The organism is Mesorhizobium sp. B2-4-18, assembly GCF_006441385.1.
GTDB lineage: Bacteria > Pseudomonadota > Alphaproteobacteria > Rhizobiales > Rhizobiaceae > Mesorhizobium > Mesorhizobium australicum.
On record NZ_VFUW01000005.1, the window covers coordinates 401,722 to 425,221 of the forward strand.

Genomic DNA, 23,500 nt, shown 5'->3' on the forward strand with positions numbered 1-23,500 from the left:
GCGCAATTTTTGACCAAGCCAAGGAACATTCCGGCACGGTGGCGGTTCGGCGCAAGGAACTTACCTTTGAACAGCATAGGCGGCAGTTTCGTGGGATCGAAAAAAGTTCGTGTTGGTATCGTTGGAGTGGGCAATTGCGCATCCTCCCTGGTGCAGGGCCTCTCCTATTATCGCCATGCCAAAAGCAACGAACCAATCCCGGGGCTGATGCATGCCGATCTCGGTGGCTATCACGTCGACGACATCGAAATTGTCTGTGCGTTCGATGTCGCCAGAAGCAAGGTCGGCCGTGACGTCGCGGATGCGATCTACGCTCCCCCCAACAACACGTTCCGCTTTGCCGACGCGCCGACGACCGGCGTTCTCGTCGAACGCGGGCCGACGCTTGACGGGATCGGCAAATATCTGCGCGACGAAATCGAAGAAGCGCCCGAACCGGTTGCCAATGTCAGCGAGATCCTGCGCGACAGCGGAGCCGATGTGTTGGTCTCCTACCTGCCGGTGGGTTCGGAAGAGGCGACGCACTTCTACGCTGAATGCGCGCTCGAGGCCGGCTGTGCCTTCGTCAATTGCATACCGGTTTTCATCGCCTCGCGTCCGGAATGGCGCCGGCGCTTCGAGCAACGTGGGCTGCCGCTGGTCGGCGACGATATCAAGAGCCAGGTCGGCGCCACCATCGTGCACCGGTTGCTGGCCAATCTCTTTCGCGAGCGCGGCGTGCGCATCGATCGCACCTACCAGCTGAATTTCGGCGGCAACACCGATTTTCTCAACATGCTCGAACGCGAGCGGCTGGAATCGAAGAAGATCTCCAAGACGCAATCGGTAACCAGCCAGCTCGATGTTCCCCTGGAGCCGGGCAACATCCATGTCGGCCCCAGCGACCACGTGCCTTGGCTCACCGACCGCAAATGGGCCTACATCCGCGTCGAAGGCACGACCTTCGGCGGCGTGCCGCTGAATGCCGAGCTCAAGTTGGAAGTGTGGGATTCGCCCAATTCAGCCGGCGTGGTGATCGATGCGGTGCGCTGCGCCAAGCTCGCGCTCGACCGCGGCATTGCCGGGGCGCTGACGGGTCCTTGCAGCTATTTCATGAAATCGCCACCCGAACAGTTCACCGACGCCGAAGCGCGCCAGCGCACGCTCGCTTTCATCGCCGGCAAGGACGAGCCATTGCTGGATGCCGCGGAATGACGACGACGTTCTTTTTGATCCGCCATGCGGCGCACGACAATGTCGGCTCGTACCTTGCGGGCCGCATGGCCGGTGTATGTCTCGGCGAGGCCGGCAAGGCTCAAGCGGAGCAGCTTGGCGGCCGCATGGCCCGTGAGACGATTGCAGCCATTCTATGCAGCCCGCGCGAGCGCACGCAGGAGACGGCGGTTCCGATCGCTCTCGCTTGCGGTGTCGGCGAAATCGCGATCCGCGCCGAACTCGACGAGATCGACTTCGGCGACTGGTCGGGGAAGACTTTCGACGAATTGAACGGCGATGCCAGTTGGCGCGCGTGGAACGATCAGCGGCAGGAGGCCCGGACACCGAGCGGCGAGACCATGCTGGATGTCCAGGAGCGCATCGTCTCGCTGATGAACGGCGTCCGCGAGCTGCATCAGAACCAATGTGTCGCCCTGATCAGCCACGCCGATGTGATCAAGGCCGCCGTCTGCAAGGTGCTTGGCTTGCCGGTAGGCGACTGCTTTCGCTTCGACATCGATCCCGCCTCGATCACGACGATCGTATCGGGCGACTGGGGCTCGAAGCTCCTGCGATTGAACGAAGCTGCCTGACGAGGAAATTCCCCATGCGGATGGTCATTTTCGGTCTTACCGTCACGTCTTCATGGGGAAACGGCCATGCCACGCTGTGGCGTGGGCTGATCCGCGCCCTCGCCCGGCTGGGCTGGTCGATCACCTTTTTCGAACGCGACACCCCCTATTATGCCGGGACCCGCGATCTGGATCAGCTCGATGGAGGCAACGTCGTCATCTATCCGGACTGGGAGGACATCCGCCGCGTCGCGGAACGGGCGATGAAGCAAGCGGATGTCGTGGTCGTCACCTCTTATTGTCCCGACGCCGTCGAGGCTTCGCGCCTCGCGCAGCAGGCATGCCGCGGACTGCGAGCCTTTTACGATCTCGATACTCCAGTCACGCTTGCCCGCGTCGAACAAGGTGAGCGTCCGCCCTATTTCGGACCTGAAGGCCTTGCCGACTACGACCTCGTCCTGAGCTACACCGGCGGCCCGGCGATCGAGGCGCTGAAGACGGTGCTGGGCGCGCGCCGCGTGATGCCGCTCTACGGGCATGTCGATCCGGACCAGCACCGGCCGGCAGAGAAGCGGGCCGAATTCGCCGGTGATCTGTCCTATCTCGGGACCTACGCGGCGGATCGCCAGGCGGGCGTCGAAAAGCTTCTGGTTCGCCCGGCCGCGCGCCTGCCCGACCAGCGCTTCATCATCGGCGGCGCACAATATCCGCAGGAATTCCCATGGAGCGACAACATCTTCTTCGTCAGGCATTTGCCGCCCGCCGACCATCCGGCGTTCTTCTCCTCGTCGCGGCTGACACTGAACGTCACCCGCGAAGCGATGGCGCAAAAGGGCTGGTGCCCCTCGGGACGGCTCTTCGAAGCGGCCGCGTGTGGGGCTGCCATCGTCACCGACGCATGGCCAGGCCTCGCGGAATTCTTCGAACCCGGCCGCGAAGTGCTGTTGGCGCGCGACACGGATGATGTGGTCGCGGCAATGCAATTGCCGGAGTTCGAACTCGACGGCATTCGAAGGCGAGCCCGCGAACGGGTCTTGGGCGAGCACACTTCCGCCAAGCGCGCAGCGGAACTGGACAAAATCCTGGCCGATGCCTTGCGAAACCCAGTCGGTGAACCGATGAAGGAAGCAGTCTGATGTTGGGCATCGTGCCCGCTGCCGGACGCGGCAGCCGCATTCAACCGCTCGGCTTCTCGAAGGAGCTGCTGCCGGTCGGCAGCAGGATCGACGGACAGACCGAACGTCCCTGCGCCGTGAGCGAGTATCTGGTACGGCGCATGGTCCAGGCCGGCGTCGACAAGATTTGCTTCATCATCGGATCGGGCAAATCCGACATCCTCGAATATTATGCCGCCGGCTATGGTGAGGCGGCAGCGCTCTTCGTGGTGCAGCCCCAACCCGTAGGTCTCTGCGATGCGATTTTCCGGGCAGCGCCCCTCGTCGCGCCCGACGAGGTCGTCCTCGTCGGCCTTCCAGACACGATCTGGTTTCCCGAGGACGGTTTCTGTCACTTGCCTGACGATCAGCTTTCATTTCTGCTCTTCCCGGTGGATAGCCCGGAATTCTTCGACGCCGTCGTTACCGATGATGACGAGCGGGTGATCGAAATCCAGGTCAAGCGGCAGGACGCCGCCACGAACTGGGTTTGGGGCGCGTTCAAGATGCCCGGCCATATCCTGCATCGGCTTGCGGCACTCTGGCGCGAGCGGGATGGTCGTGACGAATATATCGGCACGTTGATCAACGCCTACCTTGCGGGCGGGGGTGTGGCCTATGGGGTCAAGGCAGGGTCCGCTTATGTCGATGTCGGTACTTTCAATGGGTATCGCACAGCTCTGCGGTTGCTTGAAAACGGCGTCCCGTCAGCTCATCACCAGCCCGCAACGATCATGCCCGGCGCGCATTCGCATGTGCCTGTCGTTCCGGGCGAAGGAGCCTGACCATGTTGCATTCCCATGCTGAAATCCGCCGGCGCATCGACGCGCTCGGCCCGTGGTTCCACAATATGGACCTGGCCGGCGTCGAAACCGCGCCCGACCACTTTCTCGGCAACTACCCGCTGATCAAATGGCGCAAATTCGCCGATGCCATACCCGCTGATCTGACCGGCAAGACCGTGCTGGATATTGGCTGCAATGCCGGCTTCTACTCGATCGAGATGAAACGGCGAGGCGCCGCCCGTGTCCTCGGGATCGATTTCGACGAGGCCTATCTGGCGCAGGCCCGCTTTGCCGCCGAGATCGCGGACTGTGATATCGAATTCCAGAAGCTGTCGGTCTACGACGTCGGTGCCCTGCGCGAGACATTCGATGTCGTGCTCTTCATGGGAGTGCTTTACCATTTGCGCCACCCCTTGCTCGCGCTCGACCTGATCCGTGAGCACGTCGCCGTCGACCTGATGATCTTTCAGTCCATGCAGCGCGGCAGCAAGGACCTGCCCGCATTGGAAGAGAACTATCATTTCTGGACGCATGATTTGTTCGACCAGCCGGAATTTCCCAAGCTGCATTTCATCGAACACCGCTATGCCGACGATCCGACCAACTGGTGGATACCGAACCGGGCCTGCACCGAAGCGATGCTGCGCAGCGCCGGTTTCGAGATCGTTCTGCATCCCGAGCAGGAGGTCTATTTCTGCCGCGCTGCCGGCGATCCGGCCGGCGGCGGCGCGATATATCCGTCGAAAGGAAAGCTCCATGATTGAAGCCGCGATGATCTGGAACGAGCCCAACAACAAATCGCATTGGGACCCCGAGCTCGACCCCGATTGGAGCCGCTTTGCCAGGATGGCAGTCCTGTCGGCGGACGCGATCGCATCCGAGAACCCGGCTCTGACAAAAGTGCTTGGCGGCATCTCGCCGATAGACCCCGGCTTTATCACGCGCATGAAGGAATTCGGCGTGCTGGACCATGTCGACGCCGTCGCTGTTCACGGCTTTCCCCTCGACTGGAACCTGTGGCAAATTCAGGAATGGCCGCAGAAGATCGGTGAGATCGCGACCGTCACCGACCTCCCCATCTGGGTCAGCGAGGTCGGCGTATCGACCTTCGGGGCCGAGGAAATACAGGTCTGGGGGCTCAAGCGCACCGCCGAATTGCTGCTCGGCAACGCACCGCGAATCCAGTGGTACAGCCTCTATGACCTTCCGCGCGAATGGGAAGCAACGACGCGGCATCGCGAGGCGGAGGGATCTTCCTATTACCGCCATTTCCACATGGGGCTGCTGCGCCAGGACGGTACGCCAAAACCGGCGTTGGAAGAATTCCTACGCTACACACCCGCAATGGGCCTGGTGCAGTGGTTTCATTTCGAGGACCCGCGGCTGGACGATGCCGTCGCCTGGATGAAGCGGCTCGGCGTGACCAATATGCGCACGGGGCTTTCCTGGGCCGATAGCTTCAGGCCGAATGCGTTGGACTGGTTCGACCGACAGATGGAAGCACTCGCCGCTTTCGACGTCACGGTCACCTTCTGCTTCACGCCCGAGCATCGCGGAATGATGCCTCACCACACCAGCCCCCCGCTGGTGCCCGAGGAATTCGCCGAGTTCTGTGCAACGATGATCCGCCGCTACGCGCCCGGCATGACGTCCGCCTCGCTCCCGACGCAGCGGGCCTCGGCTGCGTGAGGCTCTCATGCGACCCGGTCCGCGATCATCGGAGGCACTGACCGAAGTCAAGGCTCTCGGCCCCTTCGAGATCGGCGCCAGGTCGTGCGCAACCGCCTGCGCCCATCCCGCACCATGGCTCGGCCGGCCATGACGCTCACCGTCCTCAATGTCGCCTATCCCCTCGCGCCTGTCGGACCGGATGCGGTCGGGGGTGCCGAACAGGTCCTGTCGATGCTCGATCGCGCGCTGGTTGGCGCGGGTCATCGGTCTATTGTCGTCGGCTGCCGGGGCTCCAGCGCGAGCGGCACGCTTGTGGAAACACCGGCGGAAGGCGGCGTGCTCGACGAGGCGGCGAAGAGCCGCGCGCAGCAGGCTCATCGAACCGCGATCGCGGCTGCCCGCGCCAGATGGCCGATCGATGTGGTTCATCTGCATGGCATCGATTTCGATGCCTATCTGCCCGACGATGGCCCGACCTTGGTGACCCTTCACCTGCCGCTGGACTGGTATCCGGCCGGGGCCTTGCAGCCGACGCGCGACGACCTGTGGCTTCATGCAGTCTCGGCCGCCCAGCAGAAAACCGCGCCACCCGGCGCCAAACTGGCCCCGCCAATTCCGAATGGAGTAGACATAGAGGCGCTCAGCCTGCTGCAGCCGAAGCGCGACTTCGCACTGGTCCTGAGCCGCATCTGCCCGGAAAAGGGCATCCACCTGGCGCTGGACGCGGCCAAGCAGGCAGGTGTACCGCTGGTTGTCGGCGGTAAGGTCTATCCCTATGAAACGCACACGCGTTACTTTCACGACGAGGTCCAACCTCGCCTCGACGGCCGCCGCCGCTTTCTTGGTCCGCTCGGTTTCACCGCCAAGCGGCGCTTTCTCAACGCAGCACGCTGTCTGGTCATCCCGAGCCTTGCCGCCGAGACCAGCTCCCTTGTCGCCATGGAGGCGCTGGCCTGCGGCACACCGGTGATCGCCTTTCCGAATGGTGCGCTTCCGGACGTGATCGAGCACGGCAAGACTGGTTTTCTCGTCAATACGGTCGACGAGATGGCACAAGCCATCGTTGCGGCGTCAAGCCTGGACGCCGAGACATGCCGCGCCGAGGCGCGACGGCGGTTCTCGCTGAAGCGAATGATCTCGTCTTACATGGATGCCTATCAAGCACTGGCACGACTTGGCACCGACGCCGGGCGCCTCGCCGTCACGCCGTGAGCAAGCCTGTGTTGCGCGGCGAGATCATCGATGATCCGGCGCAATTCGATGCGCTTGCGGCGGATTGGTGGGGACTGTGGGAGCAGAGTTCCTCGGCGACGCCGTTTCAATCTCCTGCGTGGCTGGTGCCATGGTGGCGCACATTCGGGCCCGGCGACCTGGCGACGGTCGCGGTCTGGCGCGGAAGCGACCTGATCGGGCTGGCGCCGCTTTATCTGGAGCACGGAACCGCCGGCTCGAAACTTCTTCCGGTCGGCATTTCGCTCAGCGACTATCTGGATATCCTGTGTGTTCCCGGCGTCGAAAACCAGGTCGCGGCCATTGTTGCCGAAAAGATCCTCTCGGTCGGCTGGTCGCAGTGGATCCTGTCGGATTTGCCGGAAGGCGGCGCCGGTCTTGCGATTGCGCATCCCGATCTGAAGGCGGGGCGGCCAGCCACTCATGGTGCTTGCCCCGTGCTCGCCATCGCCGGAGACGATACCCTTGCAGGCTGTGTACCCTCCCGGCGCCGGCGCCAGTTGCGACGGGCGCGGCAGGCCGCATCCAGACGCGGCCGAATCGCGTTGTTGTCGGCACGAGGCGATCCTCAAACCTTCCTCGATCAGTTGATCCGCCTGCACGACGCGCGCTGGGCCGAACATGGAGGTGGCGTGTTGGCCGACGCGGCTGTAGAGGAATTCCACCGGCGCTCACTTCCCTTGCTCGACGCTCGCGGCCTGGTCCGATGCTGGCTTTTGGCAATCGATGGCAGGACGGTCGGGGCCTATTACGGCTTCCACCATCGCGGTCGTGCCTATGCCTATCTCGGGGGCTTCGACCCCGCCTATGCCGAAGAGAGCCCAGGGGCGATCCTGATCGGCCACGCGATCGCGGAATCGATCCGCGAAGGTGCGCGCGAGTTCGATTTCCTGCGCGGCCAGGAAGCCTACAAATATGGCTGGGGCGCCATCGACAGGTGGACGATGCGCCGGGTCTGGACGCGGAGTTGATGACATGCCTGCGACCAAGCCAAAATCCGCTCCGCGCCGCACTACGATCAGATCGGCTGTTGAAGACTGCATGGCGGACGGTGTTTGCGCCGAAGCAGTCGTCGCCAGGCTGGCGCTTCACCTGCAGACAGGGATCAGGGCGGCGGAACTGGCAAAGATCGTGCTGGATATCGTTCCGTCGAATGCGCGAGACGCGGAAAGACTGCAAGAGATAGCCGGGTTGCTTCGCCGCAAGCCTGATGTTTTTGCCACATTGCGAGCGACGGGAGCGGCCGTTCGGCACACACGCGACGACGGGGAGACCGGTGCCGCCGTCGTCACGCGGCTGGCCTCGAGCTTCGATGCGGCGGCAGCGATTTCGGAGACAGCAAGTGTCCAGCTCGCATCCCTAGGGGATGAGGAAAGGCTCTCAACCACGACCGACGAAGTCGTCGCCTGGCTCAAGCAGCAGGACTTCTCCGGAACCCGCCGGGATATTCTGGACATTGGTTGTGGCATCGGCCGTTTCGAGCATGCGCTTTCCAACTCCTTCAACCGCATAGTCGGCATCGACATATCCTCGCGGATGATCTCCATCGCCTCCGAGCGGTGCGCCGCGCTGGGCAATGTCGAGTTGCGGCAAACCTCCGGTCTCGATTTGAGCGAATTCGACGACGGCAGTTTCGATTGCGTGCTGGCGGTTGACAGCTTTCCTTATCTGGTTCTGGCCGGCATGGCCGAGGGGCATTTCGATGAGATCGCACGCGTTCTGAAACGGCCTGGCTGGCTCGCCTTGCTGAACTATTCCTATCGCGGATCGCTTTCGTGGGACCGCGCCGATGTCGGCCGCCTGGCGGAAGCTCACCAAATGCGGGTCGTCATCAATGGCGAGAAGCCGTTTCGATCATGGGATGGCGAGGCTTTCCTACTTGCTCGAGGCGGCGGAACATTACTGCGCGCCGCCAGTTCGGACGTCGAACCCGAGGCGCTGAAGAGCGGCACCGATCCGAAGGAGGAAATCATGGCACCCGGCGGCAAGAAACATCGGCCGCGTGAAGCAGCACGGCTATGAGCGCGGGCTGGACGGCAATCGCATCAAATCCGATCGATATCAAGATCACGCCGCCGACCAGGCGCCGAACGACTGAACGCGGTCGCTCCACGTCCTTTGCCTGCAGCGTAAGGCCAAGGAAATAAAGCTGTGCAAGGATTGGCGGCAACCCTGCCGGCGGCGGACATCGCCTTGTAATGTCCGGCGTTTGTCACCACACTAAAGTCAGGGACTGCTGGTTATCAAGAGAATATGGATGTCTCATTCGAGCGACGATACCGCGGACCCGCAATTCGGTCTGGCCATGGATCAGGAGATCACTTCTCTCCTGGACGCCATAGAGCAGGAAAAAATTCCAGACCGGCTAACCAGGCTGGCCATGGAGTTGCAAAACGCGCTGGTTGAGAAACGTCGACGTGACGTGCAGAACTGATTATCTGCGGCTGTCACCCTCCATATCGAGTTGACCATCCGATAGATGATTTCGTCTTTCGATTAGTGTCTGCAACGAACTCTCCCCAAGCAACTCGAGAATATTGGCGCGGGCACGGTTCAGCCGACTTTTTACCGTCCCCACCGCGCAGCCGCATATCTCGGCCGTTTCTTCATAACTCACCCCCAGAACGCCAATCAGCATCAGAACCTCGCGTTGGTGTTCCGGTAGCTTTTGTATGGCGGCGTGGACTTCCTTGCTTTGAACGCTCCATTCCTGGGTGGCTTCCGAAATCGGTCGGGACGACGCGCAGTCGAGCAGGCCTGGCGCTTCCCGGGCAGCGATCTTGACCCGGGTGTAGTACGTGTTGCGCATGATGGTGAAGAGCCACGACTTCATGCGTGTGCCGGGTTCGAACTTGTCGATGTTGGCGAGACCCTTGGTCAGTGTCTCCTGTACCAGATCGTCGGCATCGTCGGGGACGCGGCAGAAGGTACGCGCGAAAGCTCGCATGGCGGGTATGAGCTCAACGATGGAAACTTCATTGGTTTCTTGGTCGGCCAAAATGTAGCCTCCGGATGACAATGGTCCAGCTCCCAGAAGAAGAGTGTATGAACGCAGCCCCTGCTAAATGCATGGAAGTTTGGTTCGTTCCTCGCGCTGAAGACAACTCTTCAGAAATTCCGCGCAGCGGGGGCATCTTACCCAATCGGCCCATGCCGTCGCCGCGATAGGGATGTCGCCTTGGGCGATGCACGCGCGCGCAGCGGTTCTTTCACGGGAACAAAGCCGCGCACCGGCAGTTTGACCTCCTGAGTACTTCCACCCCCCTCCGGCATCAAAACGAGGTATGTCATGGCCAAATCCGCCCGTCGCTCCGCTCGCCAATCGGCAAGTGGACAGGAACCGGATAGCGCGCGCGGAAACGGCGGGGAATTGCACCAGATCGCCGGGGGTGAGACGCCCACTCTGACCACGGCGCTCGGAACACCCGTCTCCGACGATCAAAACACATTGCGGATCGGCGAACGCGGACCAGCTCTGATCGAGGACTCTCATTTTCGGGAGAAGATTTTCCACTTCGACCACGAACGCATTCCCGAAAGGGTCGTCCATGCCCGGGGCTATGGCGCGCATGGTTACTTCGAGACCTACGAGTCTCTGGCCAAATACACACGTGCCGATATTTTCCAGAGGGCCGGCGAAAAGACACCGGCTTTCGTGCGCTTCTCGACGGTTGCCGGCAACAAGGGCTCGTTCGATCTCGCCCGCGACGTCCGCGGCTTCGCGGTCAAGCTCTACACCAGGGAAGGCAATTGGGATCTGGTCGGCAACAATATCCCGGTTTTCTTCATCCAGGATGCGATCAAGTTTCCCGACCTGATCCATGCCGCCAAACAGGAGCCGGACCGGGCCTTTCCTCAAGCCCAGACCGCTCACGATAATTTCTGGGACTTCATCAGCCTGATGCCGGAATCGATGCACATGGTGATGTGGATCATGTCGGATCGCGCGATCCCGCGCTCCTTCCGCTTCATGCAGGGCTTTGGCGTCCACACGTTCCGCCTGGTCAACGCCAAAGACGAGTCCACCTTCGTCAAATTCATCTGGAAGCCAAAGCTCGGCATGCAATCGGTGGTCTGGAATGAGGCTGTCAAGATCAATGGCGCCGATCCAGACTTTCACCGTCGCGATCTATGGGACGCCATCCAGTCCGGCAATTTCCCGGAATGGGAGTTGACGGTGCAATTGTTCGATCAGGCGTTTGCCGACAGCTTCGACTTCGACATTCTGGACGCAACCAAGATCATTCCTGAAGAGGTGCTCGAACCGATCCCGGTCGGGCGGCTGGTGCTTGACCGGATGCCGGATAATTTCTTCGCGGAGACCGAGCAGGTTGCCTTCATGACGCAGAATGTGCCGCCCGGAATTGACTTCTCCAACGATCCGCTTCTGCAGGGCCGCAACTTCTCCTATCTCGATACCCAGTTGAAACGGCTGGGCAGCCCGAACTTTACCCATCTCCCGATCAATGCGCCGAAGTGCCCGTTCGCCCATTTCCAACAGGACGGACACATGGCTATGCGCAATCCTGTCGGTCGCGCCAACTATGAACCGAATTCATGGGGGCTGGGACCGCGCGAGGATCCGCAACGCGGCTTTCGTTCCTTCGCCGATGCCGAGGACGGGCAGAAGGTGCGTCTGCGCGCGGAAAGCTTCGCCGATCACTACAGCCAGGCCCGGCAATTCTTCAACAGCCAGACACCGCCGGAGCAGCGCCACATCGCCATGGCGCTGACCTTCGAATTGAGCAAGGTCCAGGCACCGGCGATCCGCGAACGCATGGTTTCGCATCTGCTGAACATCGACGAAACCCTGGCGACCACCGTCGCCGACAAGCTTGGCATTCGGAATATGCCCGACCCTGCGGAGGCAGCCGTTCCGACGCGCGACGACCTGCCGCCTTCGCCGGCGCTCAGCATCATCGAGAACGGGCCTGACAGTTTCAAGGGCCGCAAGGTCGGCGTCTTGCTTAGCAATGGAACCGACCCCGCGCTGTTCGAAGAGCTCCGTTCCGCCATCGAAACGGAAGGGGCCGTGATGGAGGTGATCGCGCCCAAGGTGGGCGGCGTCGACGCGGCTGACGGCAGCCACATCGAGGCCAGGCACATGATCGACGGCGGCCCGTCTGTGTTGTTCGACGCCGTGGTGCTGCTCCTCTCCGAGGAGGGTGCCGAGATGCTGCTCGACGAGGCGGCCGCGAGGGACTTCGTGTCGGATGCGTTCGCCCATTGCAAATTCATCGGCTTCACAGCGGCGGCCCAACCTCTCCTGGCCAAGGCGGGCGTAGCTCCCGATGCCGATGAGGGGTTGATCGGGCTTGATAACGCAGGTTCCGTGAAGACGTTTATAGAGGCGTGCCGCAAACTGCGGCTGTGGGCACGGGAGACCGCCGTCAAGCTTTGATGCGGAGAGCCATGCGCTGTCACACCGGCGCATGGCTGCAAGGCCGGTATGCAGCATGCCTAGGCCCTATGGTTGGCGGGCCTCTCTGGCGGCCTGTTCTCGCTGCTGTTTCAGGACCTCGTCGGTCCCGACCAGCTTCTTTGCTCCGCCTGGAATTGCCGTGGACACCACCGCTGGAGGGTCGCTTGCCGGAAAAGAATCCTCCAACCCGGCCTGCAGTTGATCCTCGAGCGTCTGCGGTTCTTCGGAGCGGCCAGGCGTCCTGCGTGTATCCATCTTCTCCAGCGACTGTTTCTTCTTTGGTGACTCATTGGCTTCGCGGATCAAGGCATAAAGCTGCTCGATCGCGAATTCCTTGATCGTTTCGAAATCGGGCCGATCGTCCTTCGTCGCCTCTATCTGATCGACCATGGCCTTCTCGAACCGCCCAAGGCTTTCACCGCCGCAGGCATGGGAAAGGCGCAGCAATGCCTCGTGCAGCATCATCGGGGTGAAGTAAGCCGACGCTTCAAGCTTGAGTTGCCGCAGACGATCCGGAGTGGCAGCCTGGAATTTTGACATGGACGGTGTCCTTTCTCTCACGAGCGTGTCAACGACAGTTGATCGCCGATGTTCCACCATGCCTGAACATACCTGATGTCCAGCGACCTACCGGAACCAGCTTGCCGCCTCCGGAACCGTCCATGATCTTGCGTGACTGGTCATGATGAGCCGGTTCTCCCGCAAGGCGCCCGGCCGCCGTTTTCCAGCATGTCACGAATTTCTTGTGATGAAGGAATGCAGGTCCGGCACGCGCCTGCCAACCCGATCGAGCGGACGGCGTTGCCTGACGCCATCGCGGCTCATCGGCGCCCCTGCAGCAAGAACACCGCCCGATCAGTCGCCCCAGGGAGAAGAGCGACTTCGGGCGGCGCGCCGAGCCGGTGGCTCATTTGTTGCAGTTCTGCATGTTCGACGTCGTGTTACCGCTGGCGGTGTTGTTGTCGATGTCATTGCCCGCGGCATCCTTGCAGCGGTCGGTCATGCCGTTCGACTTGGTTGTCGAATTTGTCGTGCTCGGGTCGGCGGGCGTGGTCGTCGCACCGGAACCCGTGCCGACGCCGGTGCCGGTCGTGGTGCCACCACTGGTGGCGCCGGACGTCGAGCCTGAACCGGTGCCGTTCGACTGTGCCATGGCCGACGTGGCCAGAGCGACCGTAAGCACGGTGGCGGAGAGAAGTTTGGTGATCATTGGAGCATCTCCTTTGGTTGTGTACTGCTTCCACCAAACCTGTCTTTCCCGGATATGTTCCGAGTGAAACGCTCTTCGGCCAAATTCTCATGGATGGGTTCTTGTGCCGATGCGAACGCTTTCGGCGCGCCTGGGTTTGCTTGCAGCGGTCGGCGTTGGGCGCTGGATCGCCACGCAGATCAAGCGCGCGATCGCGCCTTAATGCGCTATGCGGCTCCGTTCAGGAGGACCGAACATCAGTGGCCGGGCGCAGGCGCCGCTCGACGGAAACGCGGGAGCAGCATTGGGACGCGTTGGGCATATGCCTCATATTCAGGGAAGGTCTGTCGAAGGATACCTTCCTCGTTGCGGGCGCGCCGGTACTGCAGAAGAAACTGAAGCGCACCGAGGACCACCATCAGCGCTGAAAAATGCGAGAGGATCATCCCGAGAACGAATGCCAACTCACTAACGTATAGCGGATGGCGAACAACCGAGTACGGACCGGAGGTGACCAGCTGTCGGGCCGTAGCCATGATCGAGAAGGAGCGGCCCAGCCAATAGAGGCAAAACACCGAGCTGACCATCCCGATGAAAATCAAGCCGAGCGCCACCATTTGCACGGCGTCGCTTTCCAATGCCGGTGTCAGAAACATTGCAACGACGACCATGAACGTCCCGGCCATCGCTGTGATCCTCGGTTCGATTCCCTGAGCGGTTCCTTTTGGCGGGAGTCGGCTGATAGTCAGGAAGACCTGCAAGGCAGACAACACGGTCGCCAGAATTTGATTCAGGACTGCAAGCGCATTTGCCGATACGTTCTGATGGAAATAGGCAAACAGAGGAATCGCGCTGAGAACCGCCAGGACCGTCATGATACAGACGATCGCGATACGGCCGAGAAAATCCTCATTCAACATTTCGCCCTCCCCTCAAAGCGGCACTGAAGCACTACTTGCGCGCGGCGACAAGCAAATGGTTTCCTGAGCGTTAACGGCAAATTGACCCTTAGTCGAAATGTACTTCGAAGCCGCCAAAGCCTCCGGGCTAAAGGTCATGGCGCGCCAGTTAACTGTTTGGACACCATTGCCTTGTGTGCCGGATCACGAAGTGGTTCACTCCTCTCCAGGACGATGTCGTGGATAACAGAGAGATGGAGCCGATGGACCTCTTTGGTCTGCAAGCGCTGCTTATTTGTGCTCTGATCTTCGTGCCGCTTGAACACATCCTCGCGCTCCGGACGCAGCAAAAGATACTCCGAAAGGGTCTCGGCACCGATGTGATCTACGCGGTGGTGAACGGCGCGTTCCTCAAGATCTGCCTCGTCCTAATCGCGGCAGCGGCAATGAGCGCCTCGGCGATATTGGTTCCGCAGAGGATAACGGTGACGGTGAGCAGTCAGGCGACATGGCTCCAGGTCATGGAGATCATTGTCTTGGCCGATATCGGCGTCTACGCCTCACATCGAGCGTTCCATGCAATCCCGGCGCTGTGGCGATTCCACGCAATTCATCATGGGGTCGAGGAGTTGGACTGGATGGTTGCTTTCCGGGCCCATCCAGTAGACCAAATCGTCACCAAGGCCGTCTCGCTTCTGCCGGTGTTCTTTCTGGGATTTTCGTCAAAGGCAATCGCAGTGTACTTCATTATTGCTACCGGGCATGCGCTACTGCTGCACGCCAACGTCAGGATGAAATTCGGGCCGCTCAAATGGCTGATCGCAACGCCGCAATTTCATCACTGGCATCATGCGGATCAACGCGACGCCTATGACAAGAACTTCGCCAGTCATCTTGCCGTCATTGATGCGCTGTTTGGAACGTTCCATGTTCCGGGCTCGAAAATGCCGGAAAAATATGGGGTCGATGAGCCGATCCCGGCGGACTATATCGGCCAGCACGGCTATCCGTTCGTGCGTGGGGGCCAACAACGCCGAAATTCAGCGGATGCCATCGCAAAGCCGGCGGCCGAAACATAAGCCAGACGAAGCAGCGCATCGGCCGCCCAGCGTCCGTCGCTGTCACATCACCAGAGAGCCAGGAACCAAAAAGCCGTATCCGACTTGCAAGGCGATCATGCAAATCGACGCCACCGAGATCGGGACGCCGAACGGAACGACACCTTTGCGATCCAGGTGTTCAACGTAGAGGCGGAACGCACCTTGCGGCAGCAAGAACGGATTTTTCACGACCATGGCCGTGGCGAGGGCGAAAAGCAGCAGCAAGATGGAAAACCCGGCGAGATCATTGCCGCCGACTAGAAACGGCACCACCCCCATCAGCTTGACGTCCCCCGCGCCGACCTTTCGCAGCACCCAAAATGGAAAGAGCGCCACGAACAACACAAGCGCGGCGATGGCGCTCAGCCCCATGTTCCACCACGATCCGGACTGCAGCGACAACAGCAGCAGCGACCCCGCCCCCAGGCAGAGCAGCAGCAGCGCGTCGCGATTGGCTATCTTCTGTGTCGTGAAGTCCAGCCAGGCAACCCTTGCGAGCAAGGGTATCGCGAGCGCCTTCAGCAGCAGCACCTCAACAAGCAGCATGCTAGCGCTCGACGTTCTGCACGCTCGACGACAGCAGCTTCAGATTGTTGGCCACGGTCGGGTCTTTTGGCGCTAGTTCATAGGCTTTGAGGAAACTCGTTCGCGCGTCCTGGAGCTTGCCACGCAGCAGGTAGGAATAGCCGACATTGTTGTAATATTCGGGCGACGCGCCAACTAGCCTGAATGCCCTGGCATAGGCACGGTCAGCAAGGTCGAAACGGCGGATGCGGTCGCAGGAAGCGGCCAGCCCCATCCAGGCGCCACCATCGTTAGGGGCGAGTTGCGTCGCCTTGAAGAACAAGGCGCCGGCATTGCCGTAATTTTCGGCGCGGAACTGGTTCGTGGCTTCTCCTACTGCCTGGTCCGAGGCGTAATATTCGACATCGCTGACCGTCTTCAGCCCGTCAAAGGCATCGCCAAAGGACGTCACGTCGCCCTTCGACGGCTCGTTGGTGCGGGCGACCCCCCCGGTGGTGTCCGCACTATTGGTTTGGCAACCGGCAAGCGCCATCAAAAGACTGGCTGCGGCTACGGCTGCGAGGCACATTGGCCTTTTCATTTTATCCCCCAAGAGTCCTCCGACTCTGTTTTTTAGAACCAAAGCATATACCTACTCAGAAGAAAATGCCCTTCATGCGAATGAGTACGGGCAACATGACGACCATCATCACGACTGGAAAGATGCAGAGCCCTAACGGGATCATCATCTTGACCGGCAAGGCGTTGGCACGCTCCTCGGCGTTCATAATTCTCTGGGTGCGCATCTCGTCGCTATAAATGCGCAAGGCGTCTGTGAGACTGGTGCCCAGTTCTTCCGATTGGCGAAACAGGACGGCCAAGGCGCGCGCCTCTTCCAGCCCGATGCGGTCCGCGAGTTCTCGCAGTGCCTCGCGCAACGGTTTGCCTGCACGTAGCTGCAGCGTCACGATCGAGAGCTGAATGCCCAGCCATTTGTGGGTGCCAGCCAATTCGGCGCCGACGCGCTCCACGGCCGCCTCGAGACTCATCCCGGCGTCAGCGCAAGTGATCATCATGTCCATGAAATCGGGAAAGCCTCGCCGATAGACCTGTTTCTGCCCGCTCTCGAAGCGGTCGAGGGCAATGCTGGGAATGACCAGGCAACCAAGCCCGATCAAGGCTGAACCTACGAATGCCACCAAGCCCGGCAATTGCGGCGGCAACACCCGCGATAGAACGGCATAACAGACAAGGAAGCCGACACAAACGGCGCCTAGGCGAGAGAGTGTGTAAATGACCGGTGCGCTTGCCTGATAGAACCCCGCCCTGAACAGTTTCGCTTCAAGGGCATTCTGCTCGCCACGCTCCTTTTCCACGCCTCGGAAATAAGCATCGACCGGCCGTTGCGCGGAAATCCTGTTGAGTTCCTGCTGGGCATAGAGCGATCGGCGACTGGTGACCCCCTCGGACAGGAGCGTTTGGGTGACCAGTTTCCTTGTCTGGAAGACCGGGACGAGGACAAAGGCGGCCAACATGAAAATGGCCACTGCCGCCAGGAAGATAGCGAGCGAGAGCAGCGTGGCCGAATTGTCGAGGTTGCTGAACACGTCCATGCCCGCCGCTAGAAATCGAAGTTGACCATTCGGTACATTATGAAGTCCCCCACCAGTGCCCACGATCCGAAGATGACGAACACTGGCACGACTATTGGATTACCCCAGACGTCACCGTAAAAGCTGGGAGCCGCGATCGACAGCACGGCAAGCATCAAAACTGGAAACAGCGAGATTATCCAGGCGGACATGCGGCCTTCGGCGGACAGAGCCCTGATCTTCATCCGCAGTTTCCGACGTTCGCGTAAGACCGTCGACAGGTTCGACAGTATTTCGGTAAGATTGCCACCCGTCTTCGCTTGGATGGACAACGACACCGAAAGCAGATGCAGGCCTTCGAAGCCGACCCGCTCCGACAGCTTTCGAACAGCCTGCTCTAGACTAAGACCAAAGCTGATTTCGTCAGAAACGATGCCGAATTCAGTTCCGAGCGGATCGGGCATTTCACGCGCGACGAGCCCTATCGCGACTGTAGTTGGGTGACCAGCGCGCAGAGAACGCACGATCATGTCGAGTGCATCGGGAAGCTGAACCGCGAATTTCTTGATGCGCTTGTTCCTGGCACTTTTCAGAACGAAAACCGGCAGAGCAAATCCGACAACCAAGAAGGCGATGGCGGCGACAATGACGGACAAGTGCAGAAGCAGCGGCAAAAGGAGCGCCAGAACGAGGCCGGCTAGCAGGAATACGGCCAGGAAAGCCAGCGGATTTCCGGTGATGCCGGATTGCGTATAAAGCCGGTTGAGCGCGACTGCGCCGAAAATGAAGTCGCCCGATGCAGTCAATCCGCGTTCCTGCAGCAGCCCCTGCAGACTCTGCTCGGCCGGCTTTTCTTCTCCCAGACGCTGCAAGCGTCGATTTATGATGCCTGCCCGCGCTCGCCGGCCGGCGATTGAGAGAAAGAAGGACTCGGCGGCGAGAATTACCGATGCCGCTGCAAGCACATAGATGAAGTAAAGAAGGGTCTGACCGGTCGGCATCAGAGCGGCACCTGCGGGTTGAAAGCATCTTTCGCGAAATGGTGTCCCATCGCCGCGGCTTCGGTGGCAAATCGCGGACGCACCCCGGTAGCGCGAAATTCACCGACGATGGCGCCGTCGGCCCGGACATCGCGGCGGATGAAGTGATAGATTTCCTGAAGCTGGACAACGTTACCTTCCATGCCGGTGATCTCCGATATGGAGGTGACGCGCCTCCCCCCGTCCGAGAGACGCTGGGTCTGCACAATGATATCGATAGCCGAGGCGATCTGCGCACGAATGGAATCATTGGTCATCGGCATGCCGGCCATACCGACCATCTGCTCAAGCCGCGAGATCGCATCGCGCGGCGTGTTGGCATGGATGGTGGTCATCGAGCCTTCATGGCCGGTATTCATCGCCTGCAGCATGTCGAAGGCCTCCTCGCCGCGGACCTCGCCGACGATGATGCGGTCCGGCCGCATGCGCAGCGCGTTCTTGAGCAACTCGCGCTGGCGAACCTCGCCCCTGCCTTCGACATTAGGCGGGCGCGTCTCCAGCCGGCCGACATGCGGCTGCTGCAGTTGCAGTTCGGCAGCATCCTCGATGGTGATCAGACGCTCTTTCGAGGGAATGTAACTCGACAAGGCGTTAAGCAAGGTGGTTTTGCCACTGCCCGTACCGCCGGAAACCAGGATCGATTTTCGCGCCTGCACGGCGATGCGCAGCAGATCGACCATCGGCTGACGGATCGAGTTGAACGCCATCAGGCGTTCAAGCGAATACGGGTTCTTGGAAAATTTACGGATCGAGACCAACGGCCCGTCGACAGAGATCGGCCGCACCGCAATGTTGACACGCGAGCCATCTTCCAGCCGCGCATCGACCATCGGCGCGGATTCATCGACGCGACGGCCGATAGCCGAAACGATCTTGTTGATGACGCGCAGCAAATGCGCCTCGTCACGAAAGCGGATAGAGGTCTCCTCGATGACGCCACGCCGCTCTATGAAAACGCGCTTATGGGTGTTGATCAGGATATCGGCGATCGAATCATCCTTGAGCAGCGGCTCTATCGGGCCCAGACCCAACATCTCGTCGGCGATATCGCTGGTCAATTGATCGAGTTCGCGGGCATTCAGCGGTACATTGCGACCGCGTACGAACTCGCGCACGATGGGGCGAATTTCGTTCAGGATCTCGTCCTTCGAAGCACTTTCGAGCGCCGCAAGGTTGAACCTATCAATAAGATGTCGATGCAGATCGACTTTCAGCGCCAGGAACTCGTCACCATGCGGTTCGAGATCGGCGGCAGGCTGGGCGCCGTTGGCAACGGGAAGGACCGCGACCGACTCCGCCTTCGGCTCGGTCCTCGCCTCGCCACCCTTGATGAACCGCCCCAACATAATCCCTTATACTCCCTCCGTCGCACATTAGCGGAAACTAAACGTTAACCAAGCGACGCACAAGCGGCGCGAGGGGCCACTCGCCGCCAATACTTTCAACATAGTTAAAAAGCGACGCCAGAAAATATCGTTTTTATTTCTGGCCCCCACGCTGGCAAACATGAGTGGCGGACTAAGCTTCGCAGCCTCCTGTGCCCCTCGCGTCCTCCGACGTCGGCATACACTCCATATCTGGCTATAACCCCTTAGATATAAAGGGATATGCCGTATACCTAAAGTAGCCACTTCTTCATTAGGCTGAATGCATAATTGTGAACGAATGGTTAAGGACGCTTGAAAAATTAGACGAATCAAGCTCTTGCTGAAATTTAGGATCGCCCTGAACGCGAGAATTCATGTATTGAGAAGTTAAGGAACCGTTAATCCCGTTTGACTCCGCATTTTCCCGGGACCTAGGATTGAGGTGACGGGGGATGCTTGGGTATGGAGTTCATCCTTGGCTCTGTCTCGTCGGGTTCAAACTCCAAAGGGAGAAATTGACATGAAGAAGCTCATGACGATGACCCGGCAGTTCCGCGACGACGAAAACGGCGCTGCCATGGTCGAATATACGGTGCTGCTGGGCATCATCACGGTAGCGGTCATCGCTACGGTGGTGTTGGTCGGCACTTGGGTCAGCGGTAAGTGGACAGCACTGAACACGAATCTCACTGCAGCGTCGTAATTCTTCGGCTGGCCTGACCGGAAAGGACTGGCCAGCCGATCTTATCAGAAGGTCGAGACGCCTCGGCATGCATCTTAGTTCGGTGGCAGGCAGGATAACGCAGCTGATCGTTCTCGATGATGTATCCGGCATTTTGGCTGTCGACTCGAGGTGCGAGGATGCTTGAATGGATCCATCCTCATCTCGCCTCGTCGGGTTCAATTCTAAAGGAGTAATTGGCATGAGGAAGTTCATGACGATGACCCGGCAGTTCCGCGACGACGAAAACGGCGCTGCCATGGTCGAATATACAGTGTTGCTCGGCATCATCACAGTGGCTGTGATAGCGACCGTGGTTCTGGTCGGCACATGGGTGAGCGGCCAGTGGGGCACACTTAACACTACGCTTGCTGCTGCTTCGTAGCAGTACTCTGGCAGGCCGGGCGAAAATGCTTGGCCGCCTCTTTTCAACAGAGGCAGGCGACCTTTTGGGCACGTCGTCGATTGAATGGGTTGGGGTTATGCGCGCAAATACCATCATCATGATCGTTCTCGCAGGCGTGTTCGGCGTGCTTGCCGTTGTGCTCGCCAATATATGGCTGGCCAACCAGCGCAACGCGATTGCGCAGACGAATGATGTGCAGCGCGATACGGTGGTAGTGGCCGCGGTGGCACTGAAGTTTGGCGACACGCTATCCGCCGACAAATTGCGCGAAGTCGCTTGGCCGGCAGGCGCGGTTCCGGCGGGCGCTTTCAAGACAATGGAAGACCTCCTGACCAAGGACGTCCCCACTGGCGGAGGCCCCAAGCAGGCGTTGCAGGCGATCGGCGTCAACGAACCCGTCCTTGCAAGCAAGATTACCGGCCCGGGCCAGCGCGCCACGCTTTCGGCGGTGCTTGGCGAGGGCATGAAGGCCGTGTCCATTCGCGTGAACGACGTGCTTGGTGTCGCCGGCTTCGTCTTCCCTGGCGACAGGGTCGATGTTTTGCTGACGCGAACGGTGCGCAGCCAAGAAGGCGCGGACCAGAGTTTTGTCGATGTGCTGCTGCAAGGCATGAAGGTGCTCGCGGTCGACCAGGTGGCCGACGAAAGCAAGGACAGCCCGACGGTCGTCAAATCGGTTACGCTCGAGGCCAGCACCAAGGATGCACAGAAGTTGACCCTGGCGGCTGGCGCGGGCCAGTTGTCGCTCGCGCTTCGCCAGGCCGCCGCCAGCAAGGGCGAGACGACCGAGCGCGTGACGCTTTCCGATCTGACCGGCGAGACGCCGGCCGACGTCGCCAAAAAGCAGGCTGAACTGGCCAAGCAGGCTGCAGCCGATGCCACAGCCGCTGCCGAACGTCAGCGCGCGGAGGATGAGCGCAAGCGCGCGGACGCCAAGATCACCGGGTTGGCCGAGGCCGTGGACCGAGTGGGAAGCCAGCTCGATCAGTTGAGCAAGGTGAAGCCGGCTCCCGTCATGGTGTCGGCCCCGGCGGCGCACGAGGTCGTGAAGGAAGTGGTCAAATATGTACCGGCGGAGCCGCCACCACCACCGGTGCGCGCCACGGTCGGCGTGTATCGGGGTGTGGTGCTCGAATCATATGACGTGCCGAGACAGCAATAACAATCGGCTCGACCAGGTGGGGACTGCCCGATGCGGGCAACGAGGTGAGGGAATGGTTGGAATGTTGGAGAGATTGGCGGGCGCCCTACTGGTCATATTGGGCGTGCTCGCGGCATCCGCAACGCAGGCGGCGGACCGCTTTATCGACGTGTCCAATCCGAGTGTCCACCGTGTTTTCCTGCCGGCATCGCAATCGGTGACAATCCAGGTGAATGCCACCCTCGGCGATATCGTCGTCGGCGACCAAAAGATCGCCGATGCCCAGCCGATGACCGACCGCACGCTCTATGTCATCGGCAAGAGCGCAGGCACCACCACGGTCAATCTGTTCTCCACCGACAAACGTTCGCTCGGCGTCATCCAGATCGAGGTCGGCGTCGACGTCAGCGACATGGCGCAAGCGATCCGTCAGGTGGCGCCAAGGTCGCGCATCGAAGTCGGATCGGTCAACGGTCGAGTCAGGCTTGGCGGTCATGTCAAGGACGGCGCGACGCTGGCGGCCATCCTGGAAGTTGCAAAGCAATATGGTCCCGACGATATCATCAATTCCGTGTCGGTTGATGACAGCCAGCAGGTCAATCTTGAAGTACGCGTGCTGGAAGCCAAGCGCAACGCGGGCCGGGATCTTGGCGTCTCGATCAGGAGCTCCAACGGCGACGGCACAACTCTAGTTGGAACCGGGATTACCGCCGTCGACAAAGATAAGGTGGTGCTCGGCACCGGAGGTTTTCTCAGCGACCTGTTGTCCACCTCCACGCCCTTCGGAGCACTGCTCACTCGCGTTGTCGACAGCAACATCAAAGTCGATTTGTACATCGAGGCGCTTGAAGCCAAGGGCGCGGTGCGCATGCTCGCCAACCCCAATCTCACCACGCTTTCCGGCGAGCAAGCCAGCTTCAACGCCGGTGGCGAAGTCCCTATTCGCACGCTCGACAAAAATGACGAAATTAGCATCGTGTACAAGCAGTTCGGCGTCAATCTGGTGTTCACGCCGGTCGTACTCGACGAGGGCAAGATCCACATGAACCTGGCGCCGGAGGTCAGCGACCTGACCGGCTTCACTACCGCCGGCGACCCGATCTTCACCAACCGCAAACTGTCGACCGTCGTCGAGTTGCGCGACGGCCAGAGTTTCGCGGTCGGCGGACTTCTGTCCACCAAGACCACCAAGCTGCAGAATCAGGTGCCATGGCTTGGCCAGGTGCCGGTGATCGGAACGCTGTTTCGCAATTCGAGCAACCAGAAGGAAGAGACCGAGCTGGTGGTCATCGTCACGCCGCACATCGTGCGGCCGGTGAAGCCGGGTGAGCAGCTCGAGACGCCGTTTGACAAGACACGGCCCGCCAACGATCCGGAATTCTTCGTGCTCGGCCAGCTCGAAGTGAACAAGGACATGATCCGGAAATATGAAACGGGCGACGGCGTCACCGGCCCCTATGGCCACATGCTCAACTTTAAATCGAAGGACAAGATGCTCTATGTCAAGAAATAG

General features: G+C 60.4%; 25 protein-coding genes. 16 read left to right on the forward strand and 9 right to left on the reverse strand.

The window, feature by feature from the left end; translation table 11 throughout:
• Positions 1 to 90: 90 nt before the first annotated feature.
• The 10 genes from FJ527_RS15240 (at position 91) to FJ527_RS15285 (ending at position 9,040) form a co-directional block, all read left to right on the forward strand.
• Positions 91 to 1,194 (forward strand): inositol-3-phosphate synthase, encoded by a 1,104-nt coding sequence (locus FJ527_RS15240; RefSeq protein WP_140793148.1) that lies wholly within the window; start codon positions 91 to 93, stop codon positions 1,192 to 1,194.
• Positions 1,191 to 1,787: a histidine phosphatase family protein gene (locus FJ527_RS15245; protein WP_140617543.1), complete on the forward strand. Its 597-nt coding sequence runs from the start codon at positions 1,191 to 1,193 to the stop codon at positions 1,785 to 1,787. Before FJ527_RS15240 ends, FJ527_RS15245 begins: the two co-directional genes overlap by 4 nt.
• Before the next feature lie 14 nt (positions 1,788 to 1,801).
• Entirely contained in the window at positions 1,802 to 2,902 is a 1,101-nt protein-coding gene (locus tag FJ527_RS15250; RefSeq protein ID WP_140823498.1) for a glycosyltransferase, read from the forward strand.
• The gene (locus FJ527_RS15255; protein WP_015319157.1) at positions 2,902 to 3,705 is read left to right on the forward strand and encodes a sugar phosphate nucleotidyltransferase; all 804 of its coding nucleotides are present in this window, start codon (positions 2,902 to 2,904) and stop codon (positions 3,703 to 3,705) included. The genes FJ527_RS15250 and FJ527_RS15255 overlap by 1 nt, the downstream gene beginning before the upstream one ends.
• Positions 3,706 to 3,707: 2 nt before the next feature.
• Entirely contained in the window at positions 3,708 to 4,469 is a 762-nt protein-coding gene (locus FJ527_RS15260) for a TIGR04290 family methyltransferase (protein ID WP_140715391.1), read from the forward strand.
• A complete protein-coding gene (locus tag FJ527_RS15265) occupies positions 4,462 to 5,394 on the forward strand; it encodes a beta-xylosidase (protein WP_140724257.1) in 933 nt (310 codons plus the stop codon). Before FJ527_RS15260 ends, FJ527_RS15265 begins: the two co-directional genes overlap by 8 nt.
• Before the next feature lie 129 nt (positions 5,395 to 5,523).
• Entirely contained in the window at positions 5,524 to 6,588 is a 1,065-nt protein-coding gene (locus tag FJ527_RS15270) for a glycosyltransferase (RefSeq protein WP_140823499.1), read from the forward strand.
• Positions 6,585 to 7,577: a GNAT family N-acetyltransferase gene (locus FJ527_RS15275; RefSeq protein ID WP_140823500.1), complete on the forward strand. Its 993-nt coding sequence runs from the start codon at positions 6,585 to 6,587 to the stop codon at positions 7,575 to 7,577. Before FJ527_RS15270 ends, FJ527_RS15275 begins: the two co-directional genes overlap by 4 nt.
• A gap of 70 nt (positions 7,578 to 7,647) precedes the next feature.
• Positions 7,648 to 8,628 (forward strand): class I SAM-dependent methyltransferase, encoded by a 981-nt coding sequence (locus tag FJ527_RS15280; protein WP_246677720.1) that lies wholly within the window; start codon positions 7,648 to 7,650, stop codon positions 8,626 to 8,628.
• Between the two features lie 235 nt (positions 8,629 to 8,863).
• Positions 8,864 to 9,040, forward strand: a complete 177-nt coding sequence (locus FJ527_RS15285) for a hypothetical protein (RefSeq protein ID WP_015319163.1) — start codon at positions 8,864 to 8,866, stop codon at positions 9,038 to 9,040.
• Here the strand turns inward: FJ527_RS15285 and FJ527_RS15290 are convergent, their stop codons facing one another.
• Positions 9,041 to 9,604 carry a sigma-70 family RNA polymerase sigma factor gene (locus tag FJ527_RS15290; protein ID WP_015319164.1) on the reverse strand — a complete coding sequence of 188 codons (564 nt, stop codon included), beginning with the start codon at positions 9,602 to 9,604 and terminating at the stop codon, positions 9,041 to 9,043.
• A gap of 291 nt (positions 9,605 to 9,895) precedes the next feature.
• Here FJ527_RS15290 and FJ527_RS15295 point away from each other — a divergent pair, with 291 nt between their 5' ends.
• Positions 9,896 to 12,007: a catalase gene (locus FJ527_RS15295; protein WP_140823502.1), complete on the forward strand. Its 2,112-nt coding sequence runs from the start codon at positions 9,896 to 9,898 to the stop codon at positions 12,005 to 12,007.
• 66 nt (positions 12,008 to 12,073) lie between these two features.
• On the opposite strand, the gene FJ527_RS15300 is transcribed toward FJ527_RS15295, so the two are convergent.
• The 3 genes from FJ527_RS15300 to FJ527_RS15310 all read right to left on the reverse strand — a co-directional run bounded on the left by FJ527_RS15300 (position 12,074) and on the right by FJ527_RS15310 (position 14,137).
• Positions 12,074 to 12,568, reverse strand: coding sequence for a hypothetical protein (locus tag FJ527_RS15300; protein WP_140793116.1), 495 nt, complete (start codon positions 12,566 to 12,568; stop codon positions 12,074 to 12,076).
• Between the two features lie 367 nt (positions 12,569 to 12,935).
• On the reverse strand, positions 12,936 to 13,238 hold the full coding sequence (locus FJ527_RS15305) for a hypothetical protein (protein ID WP_140823503.1): 303 nt from the start codon (positions 13,236 to 13,238) through the stop codon (positions 12,936 to 12,938).
• A gap of 236 nt (positions 13,239 to 13,474) precedes the next feature.
• Positions 13,475 to 14,137 (reverse strand): isoprenylcysteine carboxylmethyltransferase family protein, encoded by a 663-nt coding sequence (locus FJ527_RS15310; protein ID WP_140665683.1) that lies wholly within the window; start codon positions 14,135 to 14,137, stop codon positions 13,475 to 13,477.
• 233 nt (positions 14,138 to 14,370) lie between these two features.
• On the opposite strand from FJ527_RS15310, the gene FJ527_RS15315 reads away from it, so the two are divergent.
• Complete coding sequence (locus FJ527_RS15315) at positions 14,371 to 15,195, forward strand: sterol desaturase family protein (RefSeq protein WP_140665680.1); 825 nt, start codon at positions 14,371 to 14,373, stop codon at positions 15,193 to 15,195.
• 42 nt (positions 15,196 to 15,237) lie between these two features.
• On the opposite strand, the gene FJ527_RS15320 is transcribed toward FJ527_RS15315, so the two are convergent.
• Genes FJ527_RS15320 through FJ527_RS15340 form a run of 5 tightly spaced genes read right to left on the reverse strand, consistent with a single transcriptional unit; the run spans position 15,238 to position 19,698 of the window.
• The gene (locus FJ527_RS15320; RefSeq protein ID WP_140665678.1) at positions 15,238 to 15,762 is read right to left on the reverse strand and encodes a prepilin peptidase; all 525 of its coding nucleotides are present in this window, start codon (positions 15,760 to 15,762) and stop codon (positions 15,238 to 15,240) included.
• Between the two features lies 1 nt (position 15,763).
• A complete protein-coding gene (locus FJ527_RS15325) occupies positions 15,764 to 16,321 on the reverse strand; it encodes a tetratricopeptide repeat protein (protein ID WP_140665676.1) in 558 nt (185 codons plus the stop codon).
• A 55-nt stretch (positions 16,322 to 16,376) separates the two neighbouring features.
• Positions 16,377 to 17,333 (reverse strand): type II secretion system F family protein, encoded by a 957-nt coding sequence (locus FJ527_RS15330; protein ID WP_140823504.1) that lies wholly within the window; start codon positions 17,331 to 17,333, stop codon positions 16,377 to 16,379.
• A gap of 8 nt (positions 17,334 to 17,341) precedes the next feature.
• Complete coding sequence (locus tag FJ527_RS15335) at positions 17,342 to 18,313, reverse strand: type II secretion system F family protein (protein ID WP_140823505.1); 972 nt, start codon at positions 18,311 to 18,313, stop codon at positions 17,342 to 17,344.
• The gene (locus tag FJ527_RS15340; protein ID WP_140823506.1) at positions 18,313 to 19,698 is read right to left on the reverse strand and encodes a CpaF family protein; all 1,386 of its coding nucleotides are present in this window, start codon (positions 19,696 to 19,698) and stop codon (positions 18,313 to 18,315) included. The genes FJ527_RS15335 and FJ527_RS15340 overlap by 1 nt, the downstream gene beginning before the upstream one ends.
• A 541-nt stretch (positions 19,699 to 20,239) precedes the next feature.
• Here FJ527_RS15340 and FJ527_RS15345 point away from each other — a divergent pair.
• The 4 genes from FJ527_RS15345 (at position 20,240) to FJ527_RS15360 (ending at position 23,500) form a co-directional block, all read left to right on the forward strand.
• A complete protein-coding gene (locus FJ527_RS15345; RefSeq protein WP_140823507.1) occupies positions 20,240 to 20,422 on the forward strand; it encodes a Flp family type IVb pilin in 183 nt (60 codons plus the stop codon).
• A 220-nt stretch (positions 20,423 to 20,642) separates the two neighbouring features.
• The gene (locus tag FJ527_RS15350) at positions 20,643 to 20,825 is read left to right on the forward strand and encodes a Flp family type IVb pilin (RefSeq protein WP_140823508.1); all 183 of its coding nucleotides are present in this window, start codon (positions 20,643 to 20,645) and stop codon (positions 20,823 to 20,825) included.
• 97 nt (positions 20,826 to 20,922) lie between these two features.
• A complete protein-coding gene (cpaB, locus tag FJ527_RS15355; RefSeq protein ID WP_140823545.1) occupies positions 20,923 to 22,008 on the forward strand; it encodes a Flp pilus assembly protein CpaB in 1,086 nt (361 codons plus the stop codon).
• A gap of 61 nt (positions 22,009 to 22,069) precedes the next feature.
• Complete coding sequence (locus FJ527_RS15360) at positions 22,070 to 23,500, forward strand: type II and III secretion system protein family protein (RefSeq protein ID WP_224582595.1); 1,431 nt, start codon at positions 22,070 to 22,072, stop codon at positions 23,498 to 23,500.